Annotated in this window: 16 protein-coding genes and 1 pseudogene; 10 read left to right on the top strand and 7 right to left on the bottom strand. The window is 60.9% G+C overall.

All coding sequences use genetic code 11. The features are described from left to right. Nucleotides 1–66: 66 nt before the first annotated feature. Entirely contained in the window at nucleotides 67–2,106 is a 2,040-nt protein-coding gene (gene uvrC, locus N2599_RS04635; RefSeq protein ID WP_027507352.1) for an excinuclease ABC subunit UvrC, read from the bottom strand. Further along, the gene (locus N2599_RS04640; RefSeq protein ID WP_027507351.1) at nucleotides 2,103–2,870 is read right to left on the bottom strand and encodes an SDR family oxidoreductase; all 768 of its coding nucleotides are present in this window, start codon (nucleotides 2,868–2,870) and stop codon (nucleotides 2,103–2,105) included. The genes uvrC and N2599_RS04640 overlap by 4 nt, the downstream gene beginning before the upstream one ends. Before the next feature lie 366 nt (nucleotides 2,871–3,236). Between N2599_RS04640 and N2599_RS04645 the strand changes: the two genes are divergently transcribed. Further along, on the top strand, nucleotides 3,237–3,872 hold the full coding sequence (locus tag N2599_RS04645) for an outer membrane protein (RefSeq protein ID WP_027507350.1): 636 nt from the start codon (nucleotides 3,237–3,239) through the stop codon (nucleotides 3,870–3,872). A 51-nt stretch (nucleotides 3,873–3,923) separates the two neighbouring features. On the opposite strand, the gene N2599_RS04650 is transcribed toward N2599_RS04645, so the two are convergent. Further along, complete coding sequence (locus N2599_RS04650; RefSeq protein ID WP_027507349.1) at nucleotides 3,924–4,520, bottom strand: glutathione S-transferase; 597 nt, start codon at nucleotides 4,518–4,520, stop codon at nucleotides 3,924–3,926. Between the two features lie 56 nt (nucleotides 4,521–4,576). Beyond that, on the bottom strand, nucleotides 4,577–5,449 hold the full coding sequence (locus N2599_RS04655; protein ID WP_027507348.1) for a 23S rRNA (adenine(2030)-N(6))-methyltransferase RlmJ: 873 nt from the start codon (nucleotides 5,447–5,449) through the stop codon (nucleotides 4,577–4,579). A gap of 83 nt (nucleotides 5,450–5,532) precedes the next feature. On the opposite strand from N2599_RS04655, the gene N2599_RS04660 reads away from it, so the two are divergent. The 4 genes from N2599_RS04660 to N2599_RS04675 all read left to right on the top strand — a co-directional run bounded on the left by N2599_RS04660 (nucleotide 5,533) and on the right by N2599_RS04675 (nucleotide 11,124). Beyond that, a complete protein-coding gene (locus N2599_RS04660; RefSeq protein ID WP_037140598.1) occupies nucleotides 5,533–7,671 on the top strand; it encodes a molybdopterin-containing oxidoreductase family protein in 2,139 nt (712 codons plus the stop codon). After that, nucleotides 7,668–8,300, top strand: a complete 633-nt coding sequence (locus N2599_RS04665) for an NUDIX domain-containing protein (protein WP_051336411.1) — start codon at nucleotides 7,668–7,670, stop codon at nucleotides 8,298–8,300. The genes N2599_RS04660 and N2599_RS04665 overlap by 4 nt, the downstream gene beginning before the upstream one ends. An 85-nt stretch (nucleotides 8,301–8,385) precedes the next feature. After that, nucleotides 8,386–9,624, top strand: coding sequence for an RNA-guided endonuclease InsQ/TnpB family protein (locus N2599_RS04670; RefSeq protein ID WP_260307889.1), 1,239 nt, complete (start codon nucleotides 8,386–8,388; stop codon nucleotides 9,622–9,624). A gap of 336 nt (nucleotides 9,625–9,960) precedes the next feature. After that, nucleotides 9,961–11,124, top strand: a complete 1,164-nt coding sequence (locus N2599_RS04675) for an alpha-D-ribose 1-methylphosphonate 5-triphosphate diphosphatase (RefSeq protein ID WP_027508616.1) — start codon at nucleotides 9,961–9,963, stop codon at nucleotides 11,122–11,124. A 5-nt stretch (nucleotides 11,125–11,129) separates the two neighbouring features. Here N2599_RS04675 and purN read toward each other — a convergent pair whose 3' ends face one another. Next, entirely contained in the window at nucleotides 11,130–11,792 is a 663-nt protein-coding gene (gene purN / locus N2599_RS04680; RefSeq protein ID WP_027508617.1) for a phosphoribosylglycinamide formyltransferase, read from the bottom strand. Then, a complete protein-coding gene (gene purM, locus N2599_RS04685) occupies nucleotides 11,789–12,862 on the bottom strand; it encodes a phosphoribosylformylglycinamidine cyclo-ligase (RefSeq protein WP_027508618.1) in 1,074 nt (357 codons plus the stop codon). Before purM ends, purN begins: the two co-directional genes overlap by 4 nt. A 240-nt stretch (nucleotides 12,863–13,102) precedes the next feature. Here purM and N2599_RS04690 point away from each other — a divergent pair, with 240 nt between their 5' ends. The 5 genes from N2599_RS04690 (at nucleotide 13,103) to N2599_RS04710 (ending at nucleotide 19,784) form a co-directional block, all read left to right on the top strand. After that, complete coding sequence (locus tag N2599_RS04690) at nucleotides 13,103–14,224, top strand: AI-2E family transporter (RefSeq protein WP_027508619.1); 1,122 nt, start codon at nucleotides 13,103–13,105, stop codon at nucleotides 14,222–14,224. After that, a complete protein-coding gene (gene hdaA / locus N2599_RS04695; protein ID WP_027508620.1) occupies nucleotides 14,221–14,919 on the top strand; it encodes a DnaA regulatory inactivator HdaA in 699 nt (232 codons plus the stop codon). The genes N2599_RS04690 and hdaA overlap by 4 nt, the downstream gene beginning before the upstream one ends. 66 nt (nucleotides 14,920–14,985) lie before the next feature. Next, nucleotides 14,986–17,190: an RNA degradosome polyphosphate kinase gene (locus N2599_RS04700; protein ID WP_027508621.1), complete on the top strand. Its 2,205-nt coding sequence runs from the start codon at nucleotides 14,986–14,988 to the stop codon at nucleotides 17,188–17,190. Nucleotides 17,191–17,202: 12 nt separating this feature from the next. Next, on the top strand, nucleotides 17,203–18,726 hold the full coding sequence (ppx, locus tag N2599_RS04705; protein ID WP_027508622.1) for an exopolyphosphatase: 1,524 nt from the start codon (nucleotides 17,203–17,205) through the stop codon (nucleotides 18,724–18,726). A 179-nt stretch (nucleotides 18,727–18,905) separates the two neighbouring features. Further along, on the top strand, nucleotides 18,906–19,784 hold the full coding sequence (locus N2599_RS04710; RefSeq protein ID WP_027508623.1) for an aldo/keto reductase family oxidoreductase: 879 nt from the start codon (nucleotides 18,906–18,908) through the stop codon (nucleotides 19,782–19,784). 106 nt (nucleotides 19,785–19,890) lie between these two features. Here the strand turns inward: N2599_RS04710 and N2599_RS04715 are convergent. Beyond that, nucleotides 19,891–20,948, bottom strand: a pseudogene (locus N2599_RS04715) (esterase-like activity of phytase family protein). Between the last annotated feature and the right edge of the window lie 68 nt (nucleotides 20,949–21,016).

Below are 21,016 nucleotides of genomic sequence, written 5' to 3' on the forward strand. Positions count from 1 at the left end.
TCGCAAGCCGTCAACATTCTTTCTGGTTTTCTGCCGCCTTTGCGTGGAATTTGCGACCGCAGCCGCCTATTTAGCGGCATCGTCGTGAAAATGGTTGTAGACCTGCTTTGCGACCGTTTCGGAAATGCCGTCGACCGCCATGAGATCGGAAAGCGCTGCGCGCGAAACCGCCTTTGCAGTGCCGAAATGCTGCAGCAGCGCCCGCTTGCGCGACGGGCCGATGCCGCCGATCTCGTCGAGCGGGTTCTTGATCATCTCTTTCTTGCGCCGTGCGCGATGCGAGCCGATGGCAAAGCGGTGGGCTTCATCCCGCATGCGCTGGATGAAATAGAGCACGGGATCGCGCGGCGGCAGCGTGAAGCTTTCGCGCCCCGGCGGGAAGAAACGCTCACGCCCGGCATCGCGGTCGACGCCTTTGGCAACACCGATGGCAATGACGCTGTCCGCGATACCGAGTTCTTCGAGGATTGCGCGCACCGCGGTCATCTGACCTTGGCCGCCGTCGATCAGGATTGTGTCCGGCCAGGCGGGGAACGGCATATCGGCGGCCTCAGCGCTGGATACCGGCTGCGACCTGTCCGGAATGCCTTCCTCCTTGATCAGCCGCGAGAACCGCCGCGTCATTACCTCGCGCATCATGCCGAAGTCGTCCCCGGGCGTGATGTCGGTCGATTTGATGTTGAACTTGCGGTACTGGCTCTTCACGAAGCCTTCCGGCCCCGCGACGACCATACCGCCGACCGCATTGGTGCCCATGATGTGCGAATTGTCGTAGATTTCAATCCGCTGCGGGGCGTAGGCGAGACCGAACGTTTCCTTGAAGCCTTCGAGCAGGCGTGATTGCGACGCAGTTTCGGCAAGTTTTCGGCCATGTGCCTCGCGCGCGTTGGCAACGACGTGATCGACAAGATCGCGCTTCTCGCCGCGCTGAGGCACCACGATGGAAACCTTGTGTCCGGCCTTTTCGCCAAGTGCCGCCGCCAGGAGTTCTATTTCCTCGACAGTTTCCGACAGCATGATCTGCTTCGGCACGGGCTTATCGTCGTAAAACTGCGCCAGGAAGGCGTTCAGAACCTCGGCGCCCGAAAGCTGCGGGTCGGCCTTCGGGAAATAGGCGCGATTACCCCAGTTCTGCCCGGTGCGGAAAAAGAAGACCTGGATGCAGGAAATCCCACCCTCGTGGTGGATCGCGAAGACGTCCGCCTCCTCGACGCCTGCCGGATTGATGCCCTGATGGCTCTGGACGTGTGAGAGTGCAGCCAGGCGATCGCGATAGACCGCGGCGCGCTCGAAATCGAGCTCTTCGGCAGCCGCGTTCATTTCCTCCGCCATATGCGCCTTCACTTTCTGGCTCTTGCCGGAAAGGAAGTCCTTCGCCTCCTGCACCAGCTGCGCATAGCCTTCGTCGCTGATTTCGCGGGTGCAGGGCCCTGAACAGCGCTTGATCTGATAGAGAAGGCAGGGTCGCGTGCGCGTCTCGAAAACGCTGTCTGTGCAGGTGCGGATCAGGAAGGCGCGCTGCAGCGAATTGATCGTGCGGCCCACTGCGCCAGCGGAGGCGAAGGGGCCGAAATAGTCGCCTTTGCGGGCGCGGGCGCCGCGATGCTTGAATATCGCCGGGGCGCGATGGTCGCCCGTGATGAGGATATAGGGAAAGGACTTGTCGTCGCGCAAAAGCACGTTAAAGCGCGGCCGTAAGCGCTTGATCAGATTCGCTTCCAGAAGCAGCGCCTCGGTCTCCGTGCGCGTCGTCACGAATTCCATATGCGAGGTCAGGCGGACCATCTGCGCGATGCGGTTGGAGTGGACCCGGCCCATCGCATAGTTGCCGACCCGCTTCTTGAGGCTGCGCGCCTTGCCGACGTAGAGCACGTCGCCGTCGGCATTGAACATGCGGTAGACGCCGGGGCTGTTCGGCAGCCGCTTGACGAATTCGCCGATGAGTTCCGCGCCGGCAAGCCCGCTCTCGTTGCCGCCGCCTTCATTCCAGTCGATTGCAGCCGGCACCGGCGCGGCGGAAAGGTCGCTTTCCACCTCGATATCGTCTTCGTTTTCGTCGGTTTCATCGTAAAGAACGCCGCCATCGGGCAGCTTCTTGGCATTCATTCCTTGATCTCCAGCACATCCGGCGTCTGCCACGCGAGATGCTGGCCGCCGTCGAGTGCAATCATCTGACCCGTGATCGAGGGCGTCTCGAACAGAAAGCGAATCGTCCGGCCGAATTCCTCCAACGCAGGTCCTCGCCTCAAGATAAGGGCTGCCACCTGCGCTTGGAAGTCTTCCTGCAACTGCCGTTCGCTTGGGATCGAGGGACCGGGCCCGATGGCGTTGACGCGAATCTTCGGAGCAAGTGCCTGCGCCATCGTCTGCGTTGCGGTCCAAAGCGCCGACTTCGACAGAGTATAAGAATAGAAGCTCGGCCGCAGCGCCCAGACGCGCTGGTCGATGACATTGACAACGAGGCCGGTGGACGTTTCCGGCAGCTGGGCCGCGAATTGCGCGGCGAGGATCGAAGGCGCCCGGACATGCACGGCGAAATGTTCGTCCCAGACACCGGCATCCATCTTTCTCAGCGAATCTTCGCGGAAGACCGAGGCATTGTTGACGAGCAGATCGATGGGGCCAAGCTGGTCTACGGCTCTTTTTATAAGGGCTTCCGTCTCGTTTATTTTCGTGAGGTCGCCTTGCATTGCGACGGCGCTTTTGCCTTGGCGCCGCAATTCCGCCGCAACGGCCTCGGCCTCGTCGATCGAGCTATTGGCATGAATGGCAACAGAAAAGCCGTTTTCCGCCAAATCCTCGACTATCGCCCGGCCTATTCTCTTGGCAGCTCCGGTTACGAGCGCCGCCTTAAGTCTTTTCTCGTTCAAAAGCGTGCCTTCTGGTCCTGCGATTCTCGGTGCGTTTCTATATAGGGGCAGGCACAGACTATATAAATAGGCCGTGACGGTTGCCTCTGTTGCCGATTTATTCTATGTAGTATTTGAGAAATGAAGTTCATAAATTAAGTATTGTCAGATTAACCAATCGTTATGGTTAACAAGTATTCTGTTGCTCTGTAGCAACATCGAATTTCAGCCGCTTCTCCGCCACAATCATTTCACAATTTGGCTCTCTCAAATCCGCAATTGCTCTCCACTTTCGACCTCGATCCGAGAGGGACATCTAGTAATTTCTCGCGAATGCTTCGGCGTAGGATAGTTTACGAAGGGCGCGGGATCGAAAGGAGAATAAGTATGCGTACATTTATTGCCAGCCTGATGGCATCCGCCTTCTTGATCGCCGGTTTTTCCGCCGCCAACGCTGCCGACGCGGTCGACCAGGTTCCGGAAGCTCCGGTAGCGCAGGCCGAGCCGGCCGCTCCGGCAGGCAACTGGGAAGGCTTCTATCTCGGCGGCGCGGGCACCTATAATAAGGGCAACTTCGGTGCAGACCGCGACGGTTACGCATTGGGCGGCCAGCTCTACACGGGTTACAACTGGCAGAGCGGCCAGATCGTCTATGGTGTCGAAGCCGATCTCGGTTATTCCGGCCTCGACAGCACGTCGGACGGCATCACCAACAAGAACCGCTTCAATGGCTCCGTGCGTGGCCGCGTCGGTTACGACCTGAACCCGTTCCTGCTCTACGCGACGGCTGGTGCCGCTGCGGCGAACAACAAGGTCAGCGGCTTCGGCGAATCCGACACCAACACGGCCTTCGGCTACACGGTCGGCGCGGGTGCGGAAGCCCTCGTGACGAACAATATTACGGCACGTGTCGAATACCGCTTCAGCGACTATCAGAACAAGGACTTCGATCTCGGCGCTACGAACGTATCGCGCGGCTATGACGAACACAGCGTCAAAGTCGGTATCGGCGTCAAGTTCTAAGTTGCCGAAAATACATGATGAAAGCCGGGCCTCGCGCCCGGCTTTTTCGCCTCAGCCGTGCGGCTTGAGTTCCCCGTAGGCAGGGAATTTCTTCTCGAATTTGCGTGCCCAGTCGATCAGTTCCGGATGGTCGGCTTCCCACTGGTCTTTGAAGCGCAGTTCCAGATAGCCGATCGTCGCCGCAAGCGCGAAATGGCTGCCGTTCAGTCTCTTGCCGATCTTCGGCGGATGCGCACTGATATGGTTCAGGCCGCTGACGGCCTTCTTCCACTGCCGGTCGATCCAGGGCTGGTGCACTTTCACCTCCTCGCGGAAGCGGCGCTCATAAATGATCGCCAGCAGGCAATCGCAAATGCCGTCGCAGAGCGCTTCCAGAATCTCCGCCTCGGTTCGCTTACCGTTCTTTGAAGGGTAGAGCTTGCTGTTCTTGAGCCGCCCGAAATAATGCATGATCGTCACGCTGTCGAAGACCGAAAGCCCTTCATCGGTCAAAAGCGTCGGGATTTTGCCGAGCGGGTTGTTGTCAACGAGGACCGCCGGGCCGGCATTGGTATCGACGCGGATTTCGGTGACGCCGAGCTCCAGATAGTGCGCGGCCATGAGCACCTTGCTGGAGTAGGGCGATGTCGGAGAGCAAAGCAGCTTCATGTTTCACCTCGGAAAGCGGTTTCGGCGCGGGACTATTTCGCAAGTGCAGCAGGCGGTCAATCTGCCTTTCCGGCCTTCGCCTCGCCGCGCAGCCAGAAGGTGCGTTGTGAGGCGAACCGGTCTTGGGCAAGCTCATCCTTGAGCGCCGGCAGCAGCGCGTGCAGTTCGTCCTTCAGCGTGAAAGGCGGATTGACGATGACGAGGCCGGAGCCCGTCAACCCGGTGACGCCGCCGCGGTCGCTGCGCACGCTGAGTTCGGCGCACAGTATCTTCGGAATTTGGGTTTCCTGCAGCGTCTCGTGGAACTCCTTGATGGGTGCCCCCTTCTTCAGCGGATACCAGAGGCAATAGGTGCCGCCCGGAAAACGCCGGTAGGCTTTCACCAGGCCATCGACCAGGCGCTCATATTCGCCGTCTTCCTCGAAAGGCGGATCGACGAGCACGATGCCACGCTTTTCCTTCGGCGGCAGATGCGCGCCGAGCGCCAGCCAGCCGTCGAGTTCTGTGATACGGGCATGGTGATCGCCTTCGAACAGCCGGTGAAGGCGGGCATAATCTTCCGGATGCAGCTCCATCGCCGAAAGCCGGTCCTGCGGGCGGAAGAGCATGCGCGAAAGCTTCGGCGAACCGGGATAGAAGCGCATGCCGCCCTCCGGGTTGAGTTCCCGGATCGCAGAAAGATAGGGCGCGAGCAGGTCAGCCACCTGCGGCGCAAACTCAGCTTCCATGATCTTTCCGATGCCGTCCTGCCACTCGCCGGTCTTTTGCGCCTCTTCCGAAGAAAGGTCGTAGAGTCCGACGCCTGCATGCGTGTCGAGCACGCGGAAACCCGCATCCTTCTTCTGCATGTAACGGATCAGCCGCGCCAGAACGGCGTGTTTCAGCACATCGGCAAAATTGCCCGCGTGATAGATATGGCGGTAGTTCATTTTCGCTGATGCCTGCTATGAATTTGTGTCATCGCCGTCATTTCCGGCTTTTGGGGGATGACGGCTTGGAATATAGAAAAGCCATGAACATTGCGACCCCCATTCACGCCAAATCCGCCGATCCCGGCAAGAAGGTCGGGCACACCGCCTGTCCGCACGACTGTCCCTCCACCTGCGCGCTGGAGGTGGAGATCGCGGAGGACGGCCGCATCGGCCGCGTGCGCGGCGCCAACGATCACAGCTATACGTCCGGCGTCATCTGCGCCAAGGTCGCGCGATATGCCGAGCGACTCTATCATCCGGACCGGCTGATGCACCCTTTGCGCCGCACCGGCGCGAAAGGCGAGGGGCGCTGGCAGCAGATTTCCTGGGGCGAGGCTCTGGACGAGATCGCCGAAGCCTTCGTGAAGGCCGAAGCGAAGAACGGCAGCGAGGCGGTCTGGCCCTATTACTATGCCGGCACCATGGGCTGGGTGCAGCGGGACAGCATCGAACGCCTGCGCCATGCCAAACGCTATTCCGGCTTCTTCTCGTCGATCTGTACCAACCCGGCCTGGACCGGCTTCACTATGGCAACGGGCACGCTCCGGGGTCCTGATCCGCGCGAGATGGGCCGTACCGATTGCGTCGTCATCTGGGGAACGAACGCGGTTTCGACGCAGGTCAACGTCATGACGCATGCGATCAAGTCCCGCAAGGAGCGCGGCGCCAAGATCGTCGTCATCGACATCTACGACAATCCGACGATGAAGCAGGCGGACATGGCGCTCATCGTCAGGCCCGGCACCGATGCGGCGCTCGCGTGCGCCGTCATGCACATCGCCTTCCGCGACGGCTATGCCGACGGCGCCTATATGGCGAAATATGCGGATGATCCGGCCGGCCTCGAAGCGCACCTCCAGACGAAGACGCCGGAATGGGCAGCCGCGATCACCGGGCTCCCGGTTGAAGAGATCGAGGCTTTCGCAAAGCTCGTCGGCACGACGAAGAAGACCTATTTCCGCCTCGGCTACGGCTTTACCCGGCAGCGCAACGGCGCAGTCGCCATGCACGCAGCAGCCTCGATCGCCACCGTGCTTGGCTCTTGGCAATATGAAGGTGGCGGCGCCTTCCATTCGAACAGCGATATCTTCCGCATGAACAATGCGGAGCTCACCGGCAAACCGATGAAGGATCCGGATATCCGCATGCTCGACCAATCGCAGATCGGCCGCGTGCTGACCGGAGATCCAGTGGCACTCCGCCATCGCGGACCGGTCACCGCCATGCTGATCCAGAACACCAATCCGGTAAACATCGCGCCCGAGCAGCGGCTGGTGAAACGCGGCTTCGCTCGCGACGACCTCTTCGTAGCCGTGCACGAGCAGTTCATGACCGAGACCGCCGAGATGGCCGATATCGTCATCCCGGCGACGATGTTCGTCGAGCATGACGATATCTATCGCGCCGGCGGCCAGAACCACATCCTGCTCGGCCCGAAACTCGTCGAGCCGCCGCCGACGGTGCGCACCAACCTTTTCGTCATCGAGGAGCTGGCAAAGCGCCTCGGCGTCGCAGATCGGCCAGGCTTCGGCTTTAGCGCGCGGGAAATGGTCGATCGCATTCTCGAATCAAGCGGCCTTCCGCGCTACGATTACTTCCTCGAACACAAATGGTTCGACCGCCAGCCCGTCTTCGAAGATGCGCATTTTCTCAACGGTTTCGCGCATCCGGACGGCAAGTTCCGCTTCCGGCCGGATTGGGCAAACCAGCCGGCGCCGAACCGCCCACCGGATTCCGTCGGTCTGCTCGGGCCGCATTCCGAGCTGCCGGCCTTTCCCGATCAGGTCGACGTCATCGAAGTGGCCGATGCCGAGCATCCCTTCCGCCTGGCGACCTCGCCGGCGCGCAATTTCCTGAATTCCAGCTTCTCGGAAACGAAAACCTCGCGGCAAAAGGAGGGGCGTCCCGAGCTGATGATCAATCCGCAGGACGCCGAGGCGAACGGGATCGGCCACGGTGATCTCGTCCAGGTCGGAAACCGGCGCGGCGAGGTGCGCCTGCACGCCCGCGTGACGACGGAGGTCAAGCCGGGGGTGGTGATCGCCGAGGGCCTGTGGCCGAACAAGGCGCACGTCAACGGGGAGGGCATCAATGTGCTCACCGGCGCGGACCCTGTAGCGCCCTATGGCGGGGCTGCAATCCACGACAACAAGGTCTGGCTGCGCAAGGATCCCGCATGACGAAGTTCGCGAAGGCAAAGGCGGAAGTCGTCGGCGAAACGACGCTTGCCGAAGGCTGGACGCGGCTGAGCGTTTACGAGCTTGACTATACGGATTCGAACGGCGTCACCCATCGCCTTCATCGCGAGGTCTATCACCGCACGCCGGCCGCCACGATCCTACTTTATGATCCGAAGCGCGGCTCCGTCGTCCTCGTCAAACAGTTCCGCCTGCCGCCCGATCTGCAGGGCGAACCCGCCTTCATAATCGAAACGCCGGCAGGGCTTCTCGACGGCGAAGAGCCCGAAGCGGCGATCCGCCGCGAAGCGACAGAGGAAACCGGATTCCGCATCCGCGACGTCCGGTTTCTCTTCAAGGCCTATAGTTCACCCGGCTCCAACGGCGAAGTCGTGCATTTCTTCGCCGCACTGATCGATACGACGGACCGCGTCTCGAACGGCGGCGGATTGGAAGAGGAGCATGAGGATATCGAAGTGCTTGAGGTTCCGCTCGATACGGCGATCGCCATGATCGAAACCGGCGAAATCCGCGACATGAAAACGATCATCCTGCTGCAATGGGCGGCGATGAATAGGGATAGCTTGATCGGAACGTGTCCGCCGCAAACCTCGTCCTTCCGGGCGGGGTAAGGCGGACGGGACGCCGTTAACCATGTTCCGGTCCGGCATCCGCCGGCGCTTGCGGAACATATGAAGAACGTCCTATGGTTTTCCGATGAAGAAACGGCTTGGCTACCGATACAGGATCTACCCGGACGCGCGGCAGGCGCGGCTGTTCCGCCAGACCGTCGGCTGCTGCCGCCTCGTCTACAACCTCTGCCTCGAGCAGCGGAGCATGGCGTATGCGATGCCGTCCAGGCACCGCCTGTCCTCGTTCGACCAGATCAAGGAACTGCCGGGCCTGAAGGCCCATCTGCCGTTCCTCAAGGACGTTCCGAACCACTGCCTGCAGCAGGCGGCCGTCGACCTCGACAAGGCGTTCAAGAACTTCTTCAAGGGCCACGCGGCGTACCCGAAGGCGAGACGGAAGTTCCAGAACGAATCCTTCCGCTTCCCAGACCCGAAGCAGATCTCCTTCGGTGAGAAGGGAATCCTGCTGCCGAAGGCGGGCTGGGTGAAGCTGGTTCTCCATCGGCCCTTCCTCGGCGAGGTGAAGAACGTCACGGTCTCCGCCGACGGCGACCACTGGTACGTCGCGGTGCAGACCGAGCGTGAGGTCGACGAGCCTGCGAGCGTGCTCGACCTGCCGGATCTCGTCGAGCTCGGGGGCGACCTCGGCGTGGTCAACGCGCTCGCGCTCTCCGACGGCACGGTCTACGACCTGCCAAGAATGACCGAGAAGGAGAAGCGCAGAGAGGCGAACCTCGCCAGGCGCGTCTCGCGCCGCAGCAGGGGTTCGAAGAACCGTCTGCGGGCGCAGCGGGATCTCAGGCGGTTCAGGGCCAGGATCGTCCGGCGCAGACGGGACGCGAAGCATAAGATGACGACCGACGTCGTCAGTCGCTGCGACGTCCTCTATCTCGAGGACCTGAAGCTGAAGAACATGACCGCCTCGGCCAAGGGGACCGTCGAGGAGCCGGGCACCAACGTCGCGCAGAAGTCCGGACTGAACCGGGCGATCCTCGACGTGTCGCCCGGAGCGACGCGTCTGCAGTTCGAATACAAGATGCGCCGCCGCGGCGGCGCCGTCTTCTACGTCAACCCCGCACGGACGTCGCAGCGATGCGCCGAGTGCGGGCATGTCGATCCGAAGAACCGGATCGACCGCGACCGGTTCGAATGCGTCAGATGCGGCCACGCCGCCTGCGCCGACCACAACGCCGGCCGCAACATTCTTCATCTGGGCCGCAAGGCCCGAACCGGAGGACATCCGGGGATGGCCTGTGGATCGAACCTTGCTGGAGGTCGGAAGCAGGAAGAAGACGGTAGCAGTCAGGTCGCGCAAGCGGCCTGATCAAGACCAGAAGCTCCGGCCTTCAGGCCGGGGAGTAGTCACCTAAGCCGTAACCAGGGGCGGCGCGGCGCCGGCGGCGCGACTTTTTCTGCGACCGCAGCCCCGATCAGCTTCGCATCGAGGATCGCAGCTGATGTGCCTTGGGACATCGCGAGCGCAAGATATGCTGCATCGTATGCCGATAACTGGTTGGCGCGAGAAGGCCGAAAGATCGTAACGTGATCGCTGTCGGCTATGATTCGGATTGGCAGGCTATCGAGCCCCATTCATCCAGCTGTCACGAAGCAGGCCTATCCGCTGCTGTTTGCCGATCGTCGTTGCCGAAGGAGAAAAGTCATGTGGCTCAGCAATTTCACGCTCGTTCTTCCCGAAGAGGTGGTGGGCCAAGGCTCGATCAGGATCGAGGACGGCGTGATCGCCGAGATAAGGCCTGAGCCGGTCGCCAACGCTGCGATCGACGGCGGCGGGCGGCTGCTGATGCCGGGGTTCGTCGATCTGCATGGCGACATGATCGAGCGCGAGATCGCACCGCGGCCGAACGCTACGATGCCGATCGATTTCGGCATCCACGAGCTTGACAAAAAGCTCGCGGCCGCAGGCGTGACGACGGCTTTTGCGGCGATTTCCTTCGCGACCGAGAGCGTTTACGGCCATGTCCGCTCCCTGGAGACCACCGGCGCTGTCATCGAGGGAATCAACCGGCTCAAGCACAATCTGCTGATCGACCATCGCGTCCATGCCCGCTACGAGATCACCAATGTGGGTGCCGCTCCTGAGCTCCAAAAGCTGCTTGAAGCCGGTCATATCGACATGGTGTCGCTAACCGACCATACGCCGGGCCAGGGACAGTACAACAATATCCAGAGCTACGTATTGAGCATCGCCGAGCGGCGGGCAATTTCGGAGGAAATGGCGGCGGAAATGGTCGCTAAGCGCATTGCCATGCGAAGCAATCCCGAGATCGAGGCAAAGCTGAAGGAGATTGTCGCCCTCGCACTGAAGCGGAAGCTATCGCTTGCCTCCCACGATGACGACAGTGCCGAAAAGGTGGCCGAGATGCATGATCTCGGCGTGACGATCAGCGAATTTCCAGTCACGCTGCCCGCTGCCGAGGAGGCGCGTCGCCGCGGGCTCTGGACGCTCATGGGCGCCCCGAACGCGCTTCGCGGCAAGTCCATGTCCGGCAATCTCAGCGCCCTTGATGCCGCCAAGGCCGGGCTATTGACGGTGATTGCCGCCGATTATCACCCGGCGGCTTTCGTACCGGGCATCTTCAAGATCGCCGAGCAAAGCGCAATGCCGGTCGCAGTCGCCATGGCGACCAAGAACGCTGCCCGTTCCGCGGGTCTGACAGACCGCGGCGAGATCGCCGTCGGCCAACGTGCAGATCTGGTTGTCGTTGAGCCGGGCGACGTGCACCGCATCCGCGCCACGTTCCGCGGCGGACGTTTCGTCTACAGCGACGGCACCTTGCATCAGCTTCGGGCGCTCGCTGCCTGAGGCAGTCAGGCGATCAGGGAGATGATGTGATTGGAGTTCGGCTGAGCGGACACACCCGTGCCAACCGCCTTGCCGCCTTCCATCCTCACCTTGCCTTCGGCAAAGAGCCGCAGCGCCTGCGGATAGAGCTGATGCTCGACCGTGAGAACGCGCGCGGCGAGCGTATCGGCTGTATCGCCGGAAAGGATGGGCACTGCGGCCTGTCCGATCGCCGGACCTTCGTCCATGCCTTCGGTGACGAAATGCACGGTGCAGCCTGTGATCCGCATGCCTGCGTCGATGGCGCGTTGATGCGTGTGCAGCCCCGGAAAAAGCGGCAGTAGAGAAGGGTGGATATTGATCATCCGGCCTTCGTAACGCTGGATGAATGTCGCGCTCAAAAGCCGCATGTAGCCCGCAAGGCAGAGGATATCCGGCGAAAGCCGGTCGAGCGCTTCGAAGATCGCCGCCTCGTGGGCCTCCTTGCTGGTATAGTCCTTGCGGACGAAAGCAAACGTGGAAATGCCTTCCGCAGCGGCCTTCTCAAGGCCACCAGCATCCGCCTTGTCGGAAATCACGCCGACAATCTCAGCGGGAAAGCCCGGAGCTTTCGCTGCCGCAACGAGCGCCATCATGTTCGAACCGCCGCCGGAAATGAAGACGACGACGCGTTTGCGCGGCATGGTCATAGAGCGAGCGTGCCCTTGTAAACGGTCCCCGGAGCACCTTCTGCGCGGGCGATCATGCGGCCGAGCGTGATGATCTTTTCGCCTTCTGATTCCAGGGCGGCGGTCGCTGCAGCGGCATTTTCAGCCGAGACAACGGCGATCATGCCGATGCCACAATTGAAGGTCCGGAGCATTTCCGTCGCCTCGACGCCGCCCGTTTTGGCAAGCCAGGAGAACACCGGCGGAACCTTGACGGCGGCAAGATCGATCTCGGCGGCGAGATGCTTTGGCAGCACGCGCGGAATGTTCTCGGGAAATCCGCCGCCGGTGATGTGCGCCAGCGCCCTGATGGCGACGGTTTCGCGGATCGCCTTCAGAAGCGGCTTCACATAGATACGGGTCGGCGTCAGCAGCGCCTCGCCGAGCGCCTTGCCTTCGGCGAAAGGTGCCGGCGCATCCCAGCCGAGACCCGAAAGCTCGACGATCTTACGTACCAGCGAAAAGCCGTTCGAGTGGACGCCGGAGGAAGCAAGGCCGAGGATGATATCGCCCTCGGCGATATCGCCAGAAGGAAGAAGCTGACCGCGCTCAGCAGCGCCGACCGCAAAGCCTGCGAGATCGTAATCGCCGGAAGAATACATGCCAGGCATTTCCGCCGTCTCGCCGCCGATCAGCGCGCAGCCCGCCTCACGGCAGCCGGCCGCAATGCCGCCAACGATCGCCGCACCCTGGTCCGGGTCGAGCTTGCCAGTCGCGAAATAATCGAGGAAGAAAAGCGGTTCAGCGCCTTGGACGACGAGGTCGTTGACGCACATGGCGACAAGGTCGATGCCGACCGTTTCGTGGTAGTCCGCGTCGATCGCGATCTTCAGCTTGGTGCCGACGCCATCATTGGCGGCAACGAGAACCGGATCGGTAAAGCCGGCAGCCTTCAGGTCGAACAGGCCGCCGAAGCCGCCGATTTCGCCGTCGGCGCCGGGCCGGCGCGTCGAGCGTACGGCAGGCTTGATCTTCTCAACCAGAAGATTGCCGGCATCGATATCGACGCCTGCGTCGCTATAGGTCAGGCCGTTTTTTCCAGACTGGCTCATGCTGATCTCCGATGCAGGTTCGGGGGCGGTAAATAAACCGCTGTCACATGCGGGTCGCAATTGCATGAGAGTGCGCTTTATGCAAGGCGGCGCATGGAGAAAAGCCCTAATTTCCCGCTCTTTCCATACAGGAGAGTTGGATTTTCCGCCGCAGACTTGACCATATTCCGGCCTGCATCCTATGTGCTTCGAGTAGCGGCGCGAAACGATTGCGTCACGAGCGGACGAACGGGGAAAGCGATGCCACATCAGGTCAGCGGCGCAAGTCTCAAACGGCAGGTCTACTTCTGGCTGGGCGTGCTCGTCTTCTTCATCGTCTTTCTCTACATCTTCAGCTCGATCCTGCTGCCCTTCGTCGCCGGCATGGCGATCGCTTATTTCCTCGATCCCGTGGCCGACCGTCTACAGCGTCTGGGGCTCAGCCGCCTGATGGCGACGATCGTCATCCTGATCGCCTTCGTCATCGTCTTCGCGCTGGCGCTGATGATCCTCATTCCGGTCCTGATCAATCAGTTCAACGATTTCGCCCAGCGCCTGCCCGGCTATATCGGCCAATTGCAGGCCTTCATCACCAACTTACAGGACTCGCTGCTGCCCGGCTGGATCAGGAGCCAGCTCGGTACGATCAAGGACAATTTCTCCGGCATATTGTCGGAAGGCATGGGCTTCCTGACCGGTCTCTTCGGCCAGATCTGGAATTCCGGCAAGGCGATCGTCGACCTCATCTCGTTGCTGGTCGTGACGCCGGTCGTTGCCTTCTACATCCTGCTCGATTGGGACCGCATGGTTTCCAAGGTTGATCAGTGGATCCCGCGCGACTATGTCAGCGACGTTCGCCAGATCGCCGGCGAGATCGATCAGGCGATCGCCGGCTTCATCCGCGGGCAGGGCTCCCTCTGCCTGATCCTCGGGATCTTCTACGCCGTCGGCCTGTCGCTCGTCGGCTTGAACTTCGGCCTGCTCATCGGCCTCTTCGCCGGCATGATCAGCTTCATCCCCTATGTCGGCTCGCTCGTCGGGCTGGTCCTTGCGGTCGGCGTTGCGCTCGTTCAGTTCTGGCCGGATTATCTCTGGGTCGGCGCGGTCCTCGTTGTCTTTTTTAGCGGCCAGTTCCTGGAAGGCAATATCCTGCAGCCGAAACTCGTCGGCCATAGCGTCGGACTTCACCCGGTCTGGTTGATGTTCGCGCTCTTTGCATTCGGCGCGCTCTTCGGCTTCGTCGGCCTGCTCGTTGCCGTTCCGGCCGCCGCCGTCGTCGGTGTCCTTGTCCGGTTTGCGCTCTCGCGCTACCTTCAAAGCGATCTTTACGCGGGCCGTTCGCAACTTGCCGACACCCGGAAGACAAAAGCCGATTCCAAATGAACGACGTGAAGCGCAAGGCGGGGGAACAGCTCCCGCTGGTCTTTTCCCATGATGCGGCAAACGGCCGTGACGATCTGCTGGTCTCCGACCGGCTGAGCGCCGCCGTGACCATCATCGACGCCTGGCCGCAATGGCCGTCGCCAGTCGTCATTCTGGCCGGCCCTGTCGGTTCCGGAAAGTCGCATCTCGCAAGTATCTGGAAAGAGCATACCGGTGCCGTCGGCATCCATCCCAAGAGGGGATCGGATGCTGCCGTCGCTGCGGCAAACGGGCCAGTGCTTTTCGAGGATGTCGATCGTCACGGCTTCGACGACACCGAGCTCTTTCACGTCATCAACAGCGTGCGCGAAAACGGCAACAGCCTGTTGATGACGAGCCGCCTCTGGCCGATGTCGTGGCCGGTGGAGCTTCCCGATCTGCGATCGAGGCTCAAGGCGGCGACCGTTGTCGAAATCGGCGAGCCGGACGAGGAACTCCTGTCGCAGGTCATCGTCAAGCTCTTCTCCGACCGGCAGCTTAATATAGATGACAAACTCGTGCTTTATATCGTGAACCGGATGGAGCGGTCGCTCAACGCGGCCCAGACGATCGTCGAACGGCTCGACCGCCTGGCCCTTGCGCGGGGCACGAAGATCACCCGGTCTCTAGCCGCCGAAGTATTGAATGAATTGGGTAATTCGGCGCCCCTTGATTGACTGTCACAGTTCCGTCGTGAAACTGATATACTGCGCAGGGGCGAGGAAAACGGGGTGATCGGGACCATGGACAATGCAGCGCTAGAGCATCAGGAAGTCATTCCGACAACACCGGCCCGTGTCTCGCCGCTTGAGGATCTCCTTGCAAGTCCCGAACGCTTCATCAACCGCGAATTCTCCTGGCTGCAATTCAACCGCCGCGTTCTCGAGGAAACGCTGAATACCGAGCACCCGCTACTTGAGCGTGTGCGTTTCCTGTCGATTTCCGCCGCCAACCTTGACGAGTTCTTCATGGTGCGCGTTGCAGGCCTCGAAGGCCAGGTGCGCCAGAACATCGTAATCCGCACGCCGGACGGCAAGACGCCCGCCGAACAGCTCGATGCCATCCTGCGGGAGATTGACAATCTGCAGATGGAGCAGCAGGCCTCGCTCGCCGTCCTCCAGCAATATCTCGCCAAGGAAGATATTCTTATCGTGCGCCCCGGCGCCCTCAGCGACGCCGACCGGCAGTGGCTGGCGGCAGAGTTCGAGCAGGCGATCTTTCCGGTGTTGACGCCGCTGTCGATCGACCCGGCCCATCCGTTCCCCTTCATTCCGAACCTCGGCTTTTCGATCGGCCTGCAGCTCACCAGCAAGCATGGCCGCGAGCCGATGACTGCGCTGCTGCGCCTGCCGCCGGCGTTGGACCGCTTCGTGCGCCTGCCGGATGACGGCGCAACAATCCGCTACATCACGCTCGAGGATGTCGCGAACATCTTCATCCATCGGCTCTATCCAGGCTATGAGGTGCAGGGTTCCGGTACGTTCCGTCTCATCCGCGACAGCGATATCGAAGTGGAGGAAGAGGCCGAAGACCTCGTTCGCTTCTTTGAAACCGCGCTGAAGCGCCGCCGCCGCGGCAAGGTGATCCGCATCGAGACGGATTCCGAGATGCCTGCCTCGCTCCGCCAATTCGTCGTGCAGGCGCTGAACGTTCCGGATAATCGTGTCGCGGTTCTGCCGGGCCTGCTGGCGCTCAACACGCTCTCCGAGATCACCAAGGCGCCGCGCGACGATCTTCGATTTCAGCCCTACAATGCGCGATTTCCCGAACGCGTTCGCGAACATGCCGGAGACTGCTTCGCCGCCATCCGCGAAAAGGACATGGTGGTCCACCATCCTTACGAATCCTTCGACGTGGTCGTCCAGTTTCTTCTGCAGGCTGCGCACGATCCTGACGTTCTGGCGATAAAGCAGACGCTTTACCGCACCTCAAATGACAGCCCCATTGTCCGCGCTCTCATCGATGCTGCCGAAGCGGGCAAGTCGGTGACCGCTCTGGTCGAGCTCAAGGCCCGCTTCGACGAAGAGGCGAACATCCGCTGGGCACGCGACCTCGAGCGCGCCGGCGTTCAGGTGGTTTTCGGCTTCATCGAGTTGAAGACGCACTCCAAAATGTCGCTCGTCGTTCGCCGCGAGGAAGGCAGGCTCCGCAGCTACTGCCATCTCGGCACTGGCAATTACCATCCGATCACCGCGAAGATTTACACCGACCTGTCGTTCTTCACCTGCAATCCGGTGATCGCTCATGACATGGCGAACATTTTCAACTTCATCACCGGCTATGGCGAACCGGAGCAGAGCATGAAGCTCGCCGTCTCGCCTTACACGTTGCGCTCGCGCATCCTCCGTCATATCGATGAGGAGATCAAACATGCCAAGAGCGGCGCGCCGGCAGCGATCTGGATGAAGATGAACTCGCTCGTCGACCCGGAAATCATCGATGCGCTCTATACGGCAAGCCGGGCCGGCGTGGACATCGATCTTGTCATTCGCGGCATCTGCTGCTTGCGCCCGCAGGTGCCGGGTCTCTCCGACAATATTCGCGTCAAGTCGATTGTCGGGCGCTTCCTGGAGCACAGCCGCATCTTCTGCTTCGGCAATGGCCACGGGCTTCCTTCCGACAAGGCGCTCGTCTATATCGGCTCGGCCGACATGATGCCCAGAAATCTCGACCGCCGTGTCGAAACGCTTGTGCCGCTCACCAATCCGACTGTGCACGAGCAGGTTTTGTCCCAGATCATGCTGGGCAATATCATTGACAATCAGCAGAGCTACGAGATATTGCCCGACGGCACGTCTCGGCGCATGGAAGTGCGCAAAGGCGAAGAGCCGTTCAATGCGCAGCAGTATTTCATGACCAACCCTAGCCTCTCCGGCCGCGGTGAAGCCCTGAAATCCAGCGCGCCAAAGCTGATTGCCGGCCTGCTTTCCGGCCGGACCAAGAGATAAAACTGGACCTGCATGGTTGAATCAGAAGCCCAGGGGCGCCTGCCAGGGATTGCCCCGGTCTCCGTCGTCGATATCGGGTCGAATTCGATCCGCGTGGTCATCTACGAAGGCATGTCCCGATCGCCGGCAATCCTTTTTAACGAAAAGGTACTCTGCGGCCTCGGTAAGGGCATTGCGCTGACCGGTAGGATGGATGAGGAAAGCGTCGCCCGCGCGCTGGCCGCCCTGCATCGCTTCAAGGCTTTGTCGGACCAGGCGCGCGCTGCGACCATGTATGTTCTGGCGACGGCTGCGGCGCGCGAAGCCTCCAACGGGCCTGATTTCATCCACAAGGCCGAGACGATCCTCCAGCGGAAAGTCCGCGTGCTTTCTGGCGAGGAGGAGGCGAAGTTTTCCGCGCTCGGCATCATCAGCGGCTTTTTCCATCCGGATGGCATTGCCGGCGACCTCGGTGGCGGGTCGCTGGAACTCATCGACATCAAGGAACGCGAGATTGGTAAGGGGATCACCCTGCCGCTCGGCGGCTTGCGCCTTTCGGAATATGCTGGGGGGTCTCTTGCGAGGGCCCGCACGTTCGCGCGCAAGCACGTTCGAAGCGCTACGAAAATCCTGGAAAAGGGTGCAGGGCGAACCTTTTACGCGGTTGGCGGCACTTGGCGTAACGTCGCCAAGCTGCACATGGAACTCACCCAGTATCCGCTTCACATGATGCAGGGCTACGAGGTCTCGCTCGAGGCGATGATGCAGTTTCTCGACCAGGTGGAAATTGCCAGGGAGTCGAAGGATCCGGCGTTCCAGGCGGTCTCGAAGCATCGCCGCGCGCTGCTGCCCTTCGGTGCCGTTGCGATGCAGGAAGTGTTGAGCGCAATGAAGCCCGCCGTCATTTCCTTCTCCGCTCAGGGCGTCCGCGAAGGCTATCTCTATTCGCTGTTATCCGACGGCGAGCGCCGCGCCGACCCGCTGCTTTCGGCGGCCGGCGAGCTTGCGATCCTGCGCGCCCGTTCTCCCGAGCATGCGCGCGAGCTTGCGGAATGGACCGGTTATATGATGCCGTATTTCGGCATCACTGAAACGGAAGAGGAGGCGCGCTACCGCCAGGCGGCGTGCCTGCTCGCCGACATCAGCTGGCGTGCGCATCCAGACTATCGCGGCCTGCAGGCGCTGAACCTGATTGCCCATTCCTCCTTCGTCGGCATTAGCCACCCCGGCCGGGCCTTCATCGCGCTCGCCAATTACTACCGCTTCGAAGGCCTGCACGACGACGGCTCGACGGCACCGCTTGCCGCAATCGCCGGCCCGCAATATGTCGAGCGCGCCAAGCTTCTCGGCGGCATGCTGCGTGTCGTCTATCTCTTCTCCGCCTCCATGCCGGGACTGGTGAAGAACCTGACGTTCCGCAAGTCCTCCAATCCGGACATCGACCTCGAATTCGTCGTGCCGTCGGAATATCATGACTTCGCCGGAGAACGCCTCGACGGTCGCCTGCAGCAGCTCTCGAAACTGACCAATAAGCGCCTAGCCTTCGTTTTTGAATAGAGGCGTTGCTGTATGGTGCGGGCGACGACGGCCGGGCATCGGCAGCAGTCATCATGCCGTCTGCTCCTTGCCCGATGCTTCCATTGTCCGAAAATTCGAACAGCCCGTGCGGATTGTATCCAGTTATCGCGAGAACCAGCCTGGTCTATCTCTAGTCTGTCTTGAAACGGAGGTAGATCATGTTCAATCTCGAAAAGTCGGGTACATTCACCCTTGGTGACCGCATCGTGAAGCGGCTCGGGTACGGTGCCATGCAACTTGCTGGAAAGGGCGTCTTCGGTCCGCCGAAAAATCGCGCGGAGGCAATAGCCGTATTGCGCGAAGCAGTCGAAAGTGGCGTCAACCATATCGACACGAGCGATTTCTACGGTCCGCATGTCACCAACCAGATCATCAAGGAGGCGTTGCACCCATACAAGAACGATCTTGCGATCGTCACCAAAATAGGGGCAGCGCGAGGCGCGGATGCGTCCTGGAATCCGGCCTTCTCAAAAGAAGCGCTGACGCAGGCGATCCATGATAACCTGAACAATCTCGGCCTCGATGTGATCGAGGTGGTCAATCTGCGTGCCATGTTCGATGCTCACGGTCCGGCGGAAGGATCCCTTGAGGAACCGCTGACCGTTCTCGCCGATCTTCAGCGACAAGGCCTTGTCAAGCACATTGGCCTGTCCAACGTAACCGCCAAACAAGTTGCCGACGGGCGAAAGATCACCAGCATCGTCTGTGTTCAGAACCAGTACAACCTTGTCCATCGCGAGGATGATCCGTTGATCGACCAGCTCGCGGCGGAGGGCACCGCCTACGTGCCATTCTTCCCGCTCGGCGGCTTTTCGCCATTACAGTCATCCACGCTTTCGGATGTTGCAACGCGCCTTGGCGCAACGCCGATGCAGGTTGCTCTTGCTTGGCTATTGCAACGCGCGCCGAACATCCTGCTTATCCCTGGTACCTCATCACGCATCCACCTCAGGGAAAATCTGGCTGTCGCCGACCTCGTCTTGCCGGCCGATGCCTTAAAAAAACTCGACGGCATAGCATCGGCTAAGGCTGCTTAATCTCATAGATCCCAAGGTGAATTCGGCGTATTGCGGGCGTCACTCGCATCATAAGCAAAAAAGCGCCCGGCTTTTACCGGGCGCCCATTGTCGTTCAGGATTCGATTTACTTCGCGTTCAGGAAACCACCCACTTCCAGTAGGCTGAACTCGTTGTCGTCTGCCTTGTCGACGGCGCGGCCGGCGGAGAAGGGGAGGTTGTTGTCGTTGCTGACGACGATATGCGTGGCATCGACGCGGTCGACGTTCTCGATCGTTACGAAGGGCATGTCGTAGAAGCCTTCGCCACCGCCCTGTTTCTTCTTGTTGTTCGGGTCCTCGATGCGCATCAGGTCGACGTAGCCGATTTTGCGCACGGCCTTGCCGGCATTCGCCTCGTTGAATTCGATCTTGTAGATGCGCTTGAATTCCGCCGGAGCTTGGAAGCAGTCCGGCTTCGGTTGCTTGGGATCGGGGCAGGCCTTGTCCTTCGTGCCAGCGCCGTTGTCGCGCTCGATGACGAGGGCTGTCGTGTCGTCCAGCATGTTGAAGTCGCCGATCGCGGCACCCTTGTCTTCGAATGGATAGAACCAGCTGCGGCCCGTCCAGTTCTTGGAGGCGACGTCGAACTCGACGATGCGGATGGCGGTGTGGCCGTCGACCGATTCCATCTTGCCGTCATCCTGGTAGAGCGCGCCTTCCAGAAGGCCGTAAAGCTTCGTCCCGTCCTTCGACATGGCAAGGCCTCGAAGCCGCCGGAGCGCTTTAGATTGAAGGCTGGCATCTTTGCGGCCGGGTTTGCAGGGACCGAGAGCAGCGCATTGTCCGGTGACGTCACTGGCTTGCCGTCGACCGTGGTGGCGATCACATCGGTCAACCGGCCTTCGCCATCGACCTTCAAAAGATAGGGACCGAATTCGTCGCCGAGCCAGAAGCCGTCGGCGACCGGCTGGATGGATTCGATGTCGAAATCCGCGCCGGTCAGATAGCGCTTCTCGGCGCCTTCGAGGGTGATCGGGAAGGGTGCAATCTTGTTCGGATCGGAGAGGAAGAGGTTCCTGACGACGTCGGCCTTGCCGTTCTCCCAATCGAATTTCATCTGGTGCAGGAAGAGCATGGCGTCGCTGGAGTTGGCCTTGGAACCGAAGCCGTTGTCGGAAAGCGTCCAGAATGTGCCGTCTTCCATCGTCTTGATACCGGAGAAGCCCTGGATAGGCTGGCCGTCGAGCGGTAGCTTGATGTCGGTGACGCGCT

It is taken from the genome of Rhizobium sullae, from assembly GCF_025200715.1.
In the GTDB taxonomy this organism is placed as follows: domain Bacteria; phylum Pseudomonadota; class Alphaproteobacteria; order Rhizobiales; family Rhizobiaceae; genus Rhizobium; species Rhizobium sullae.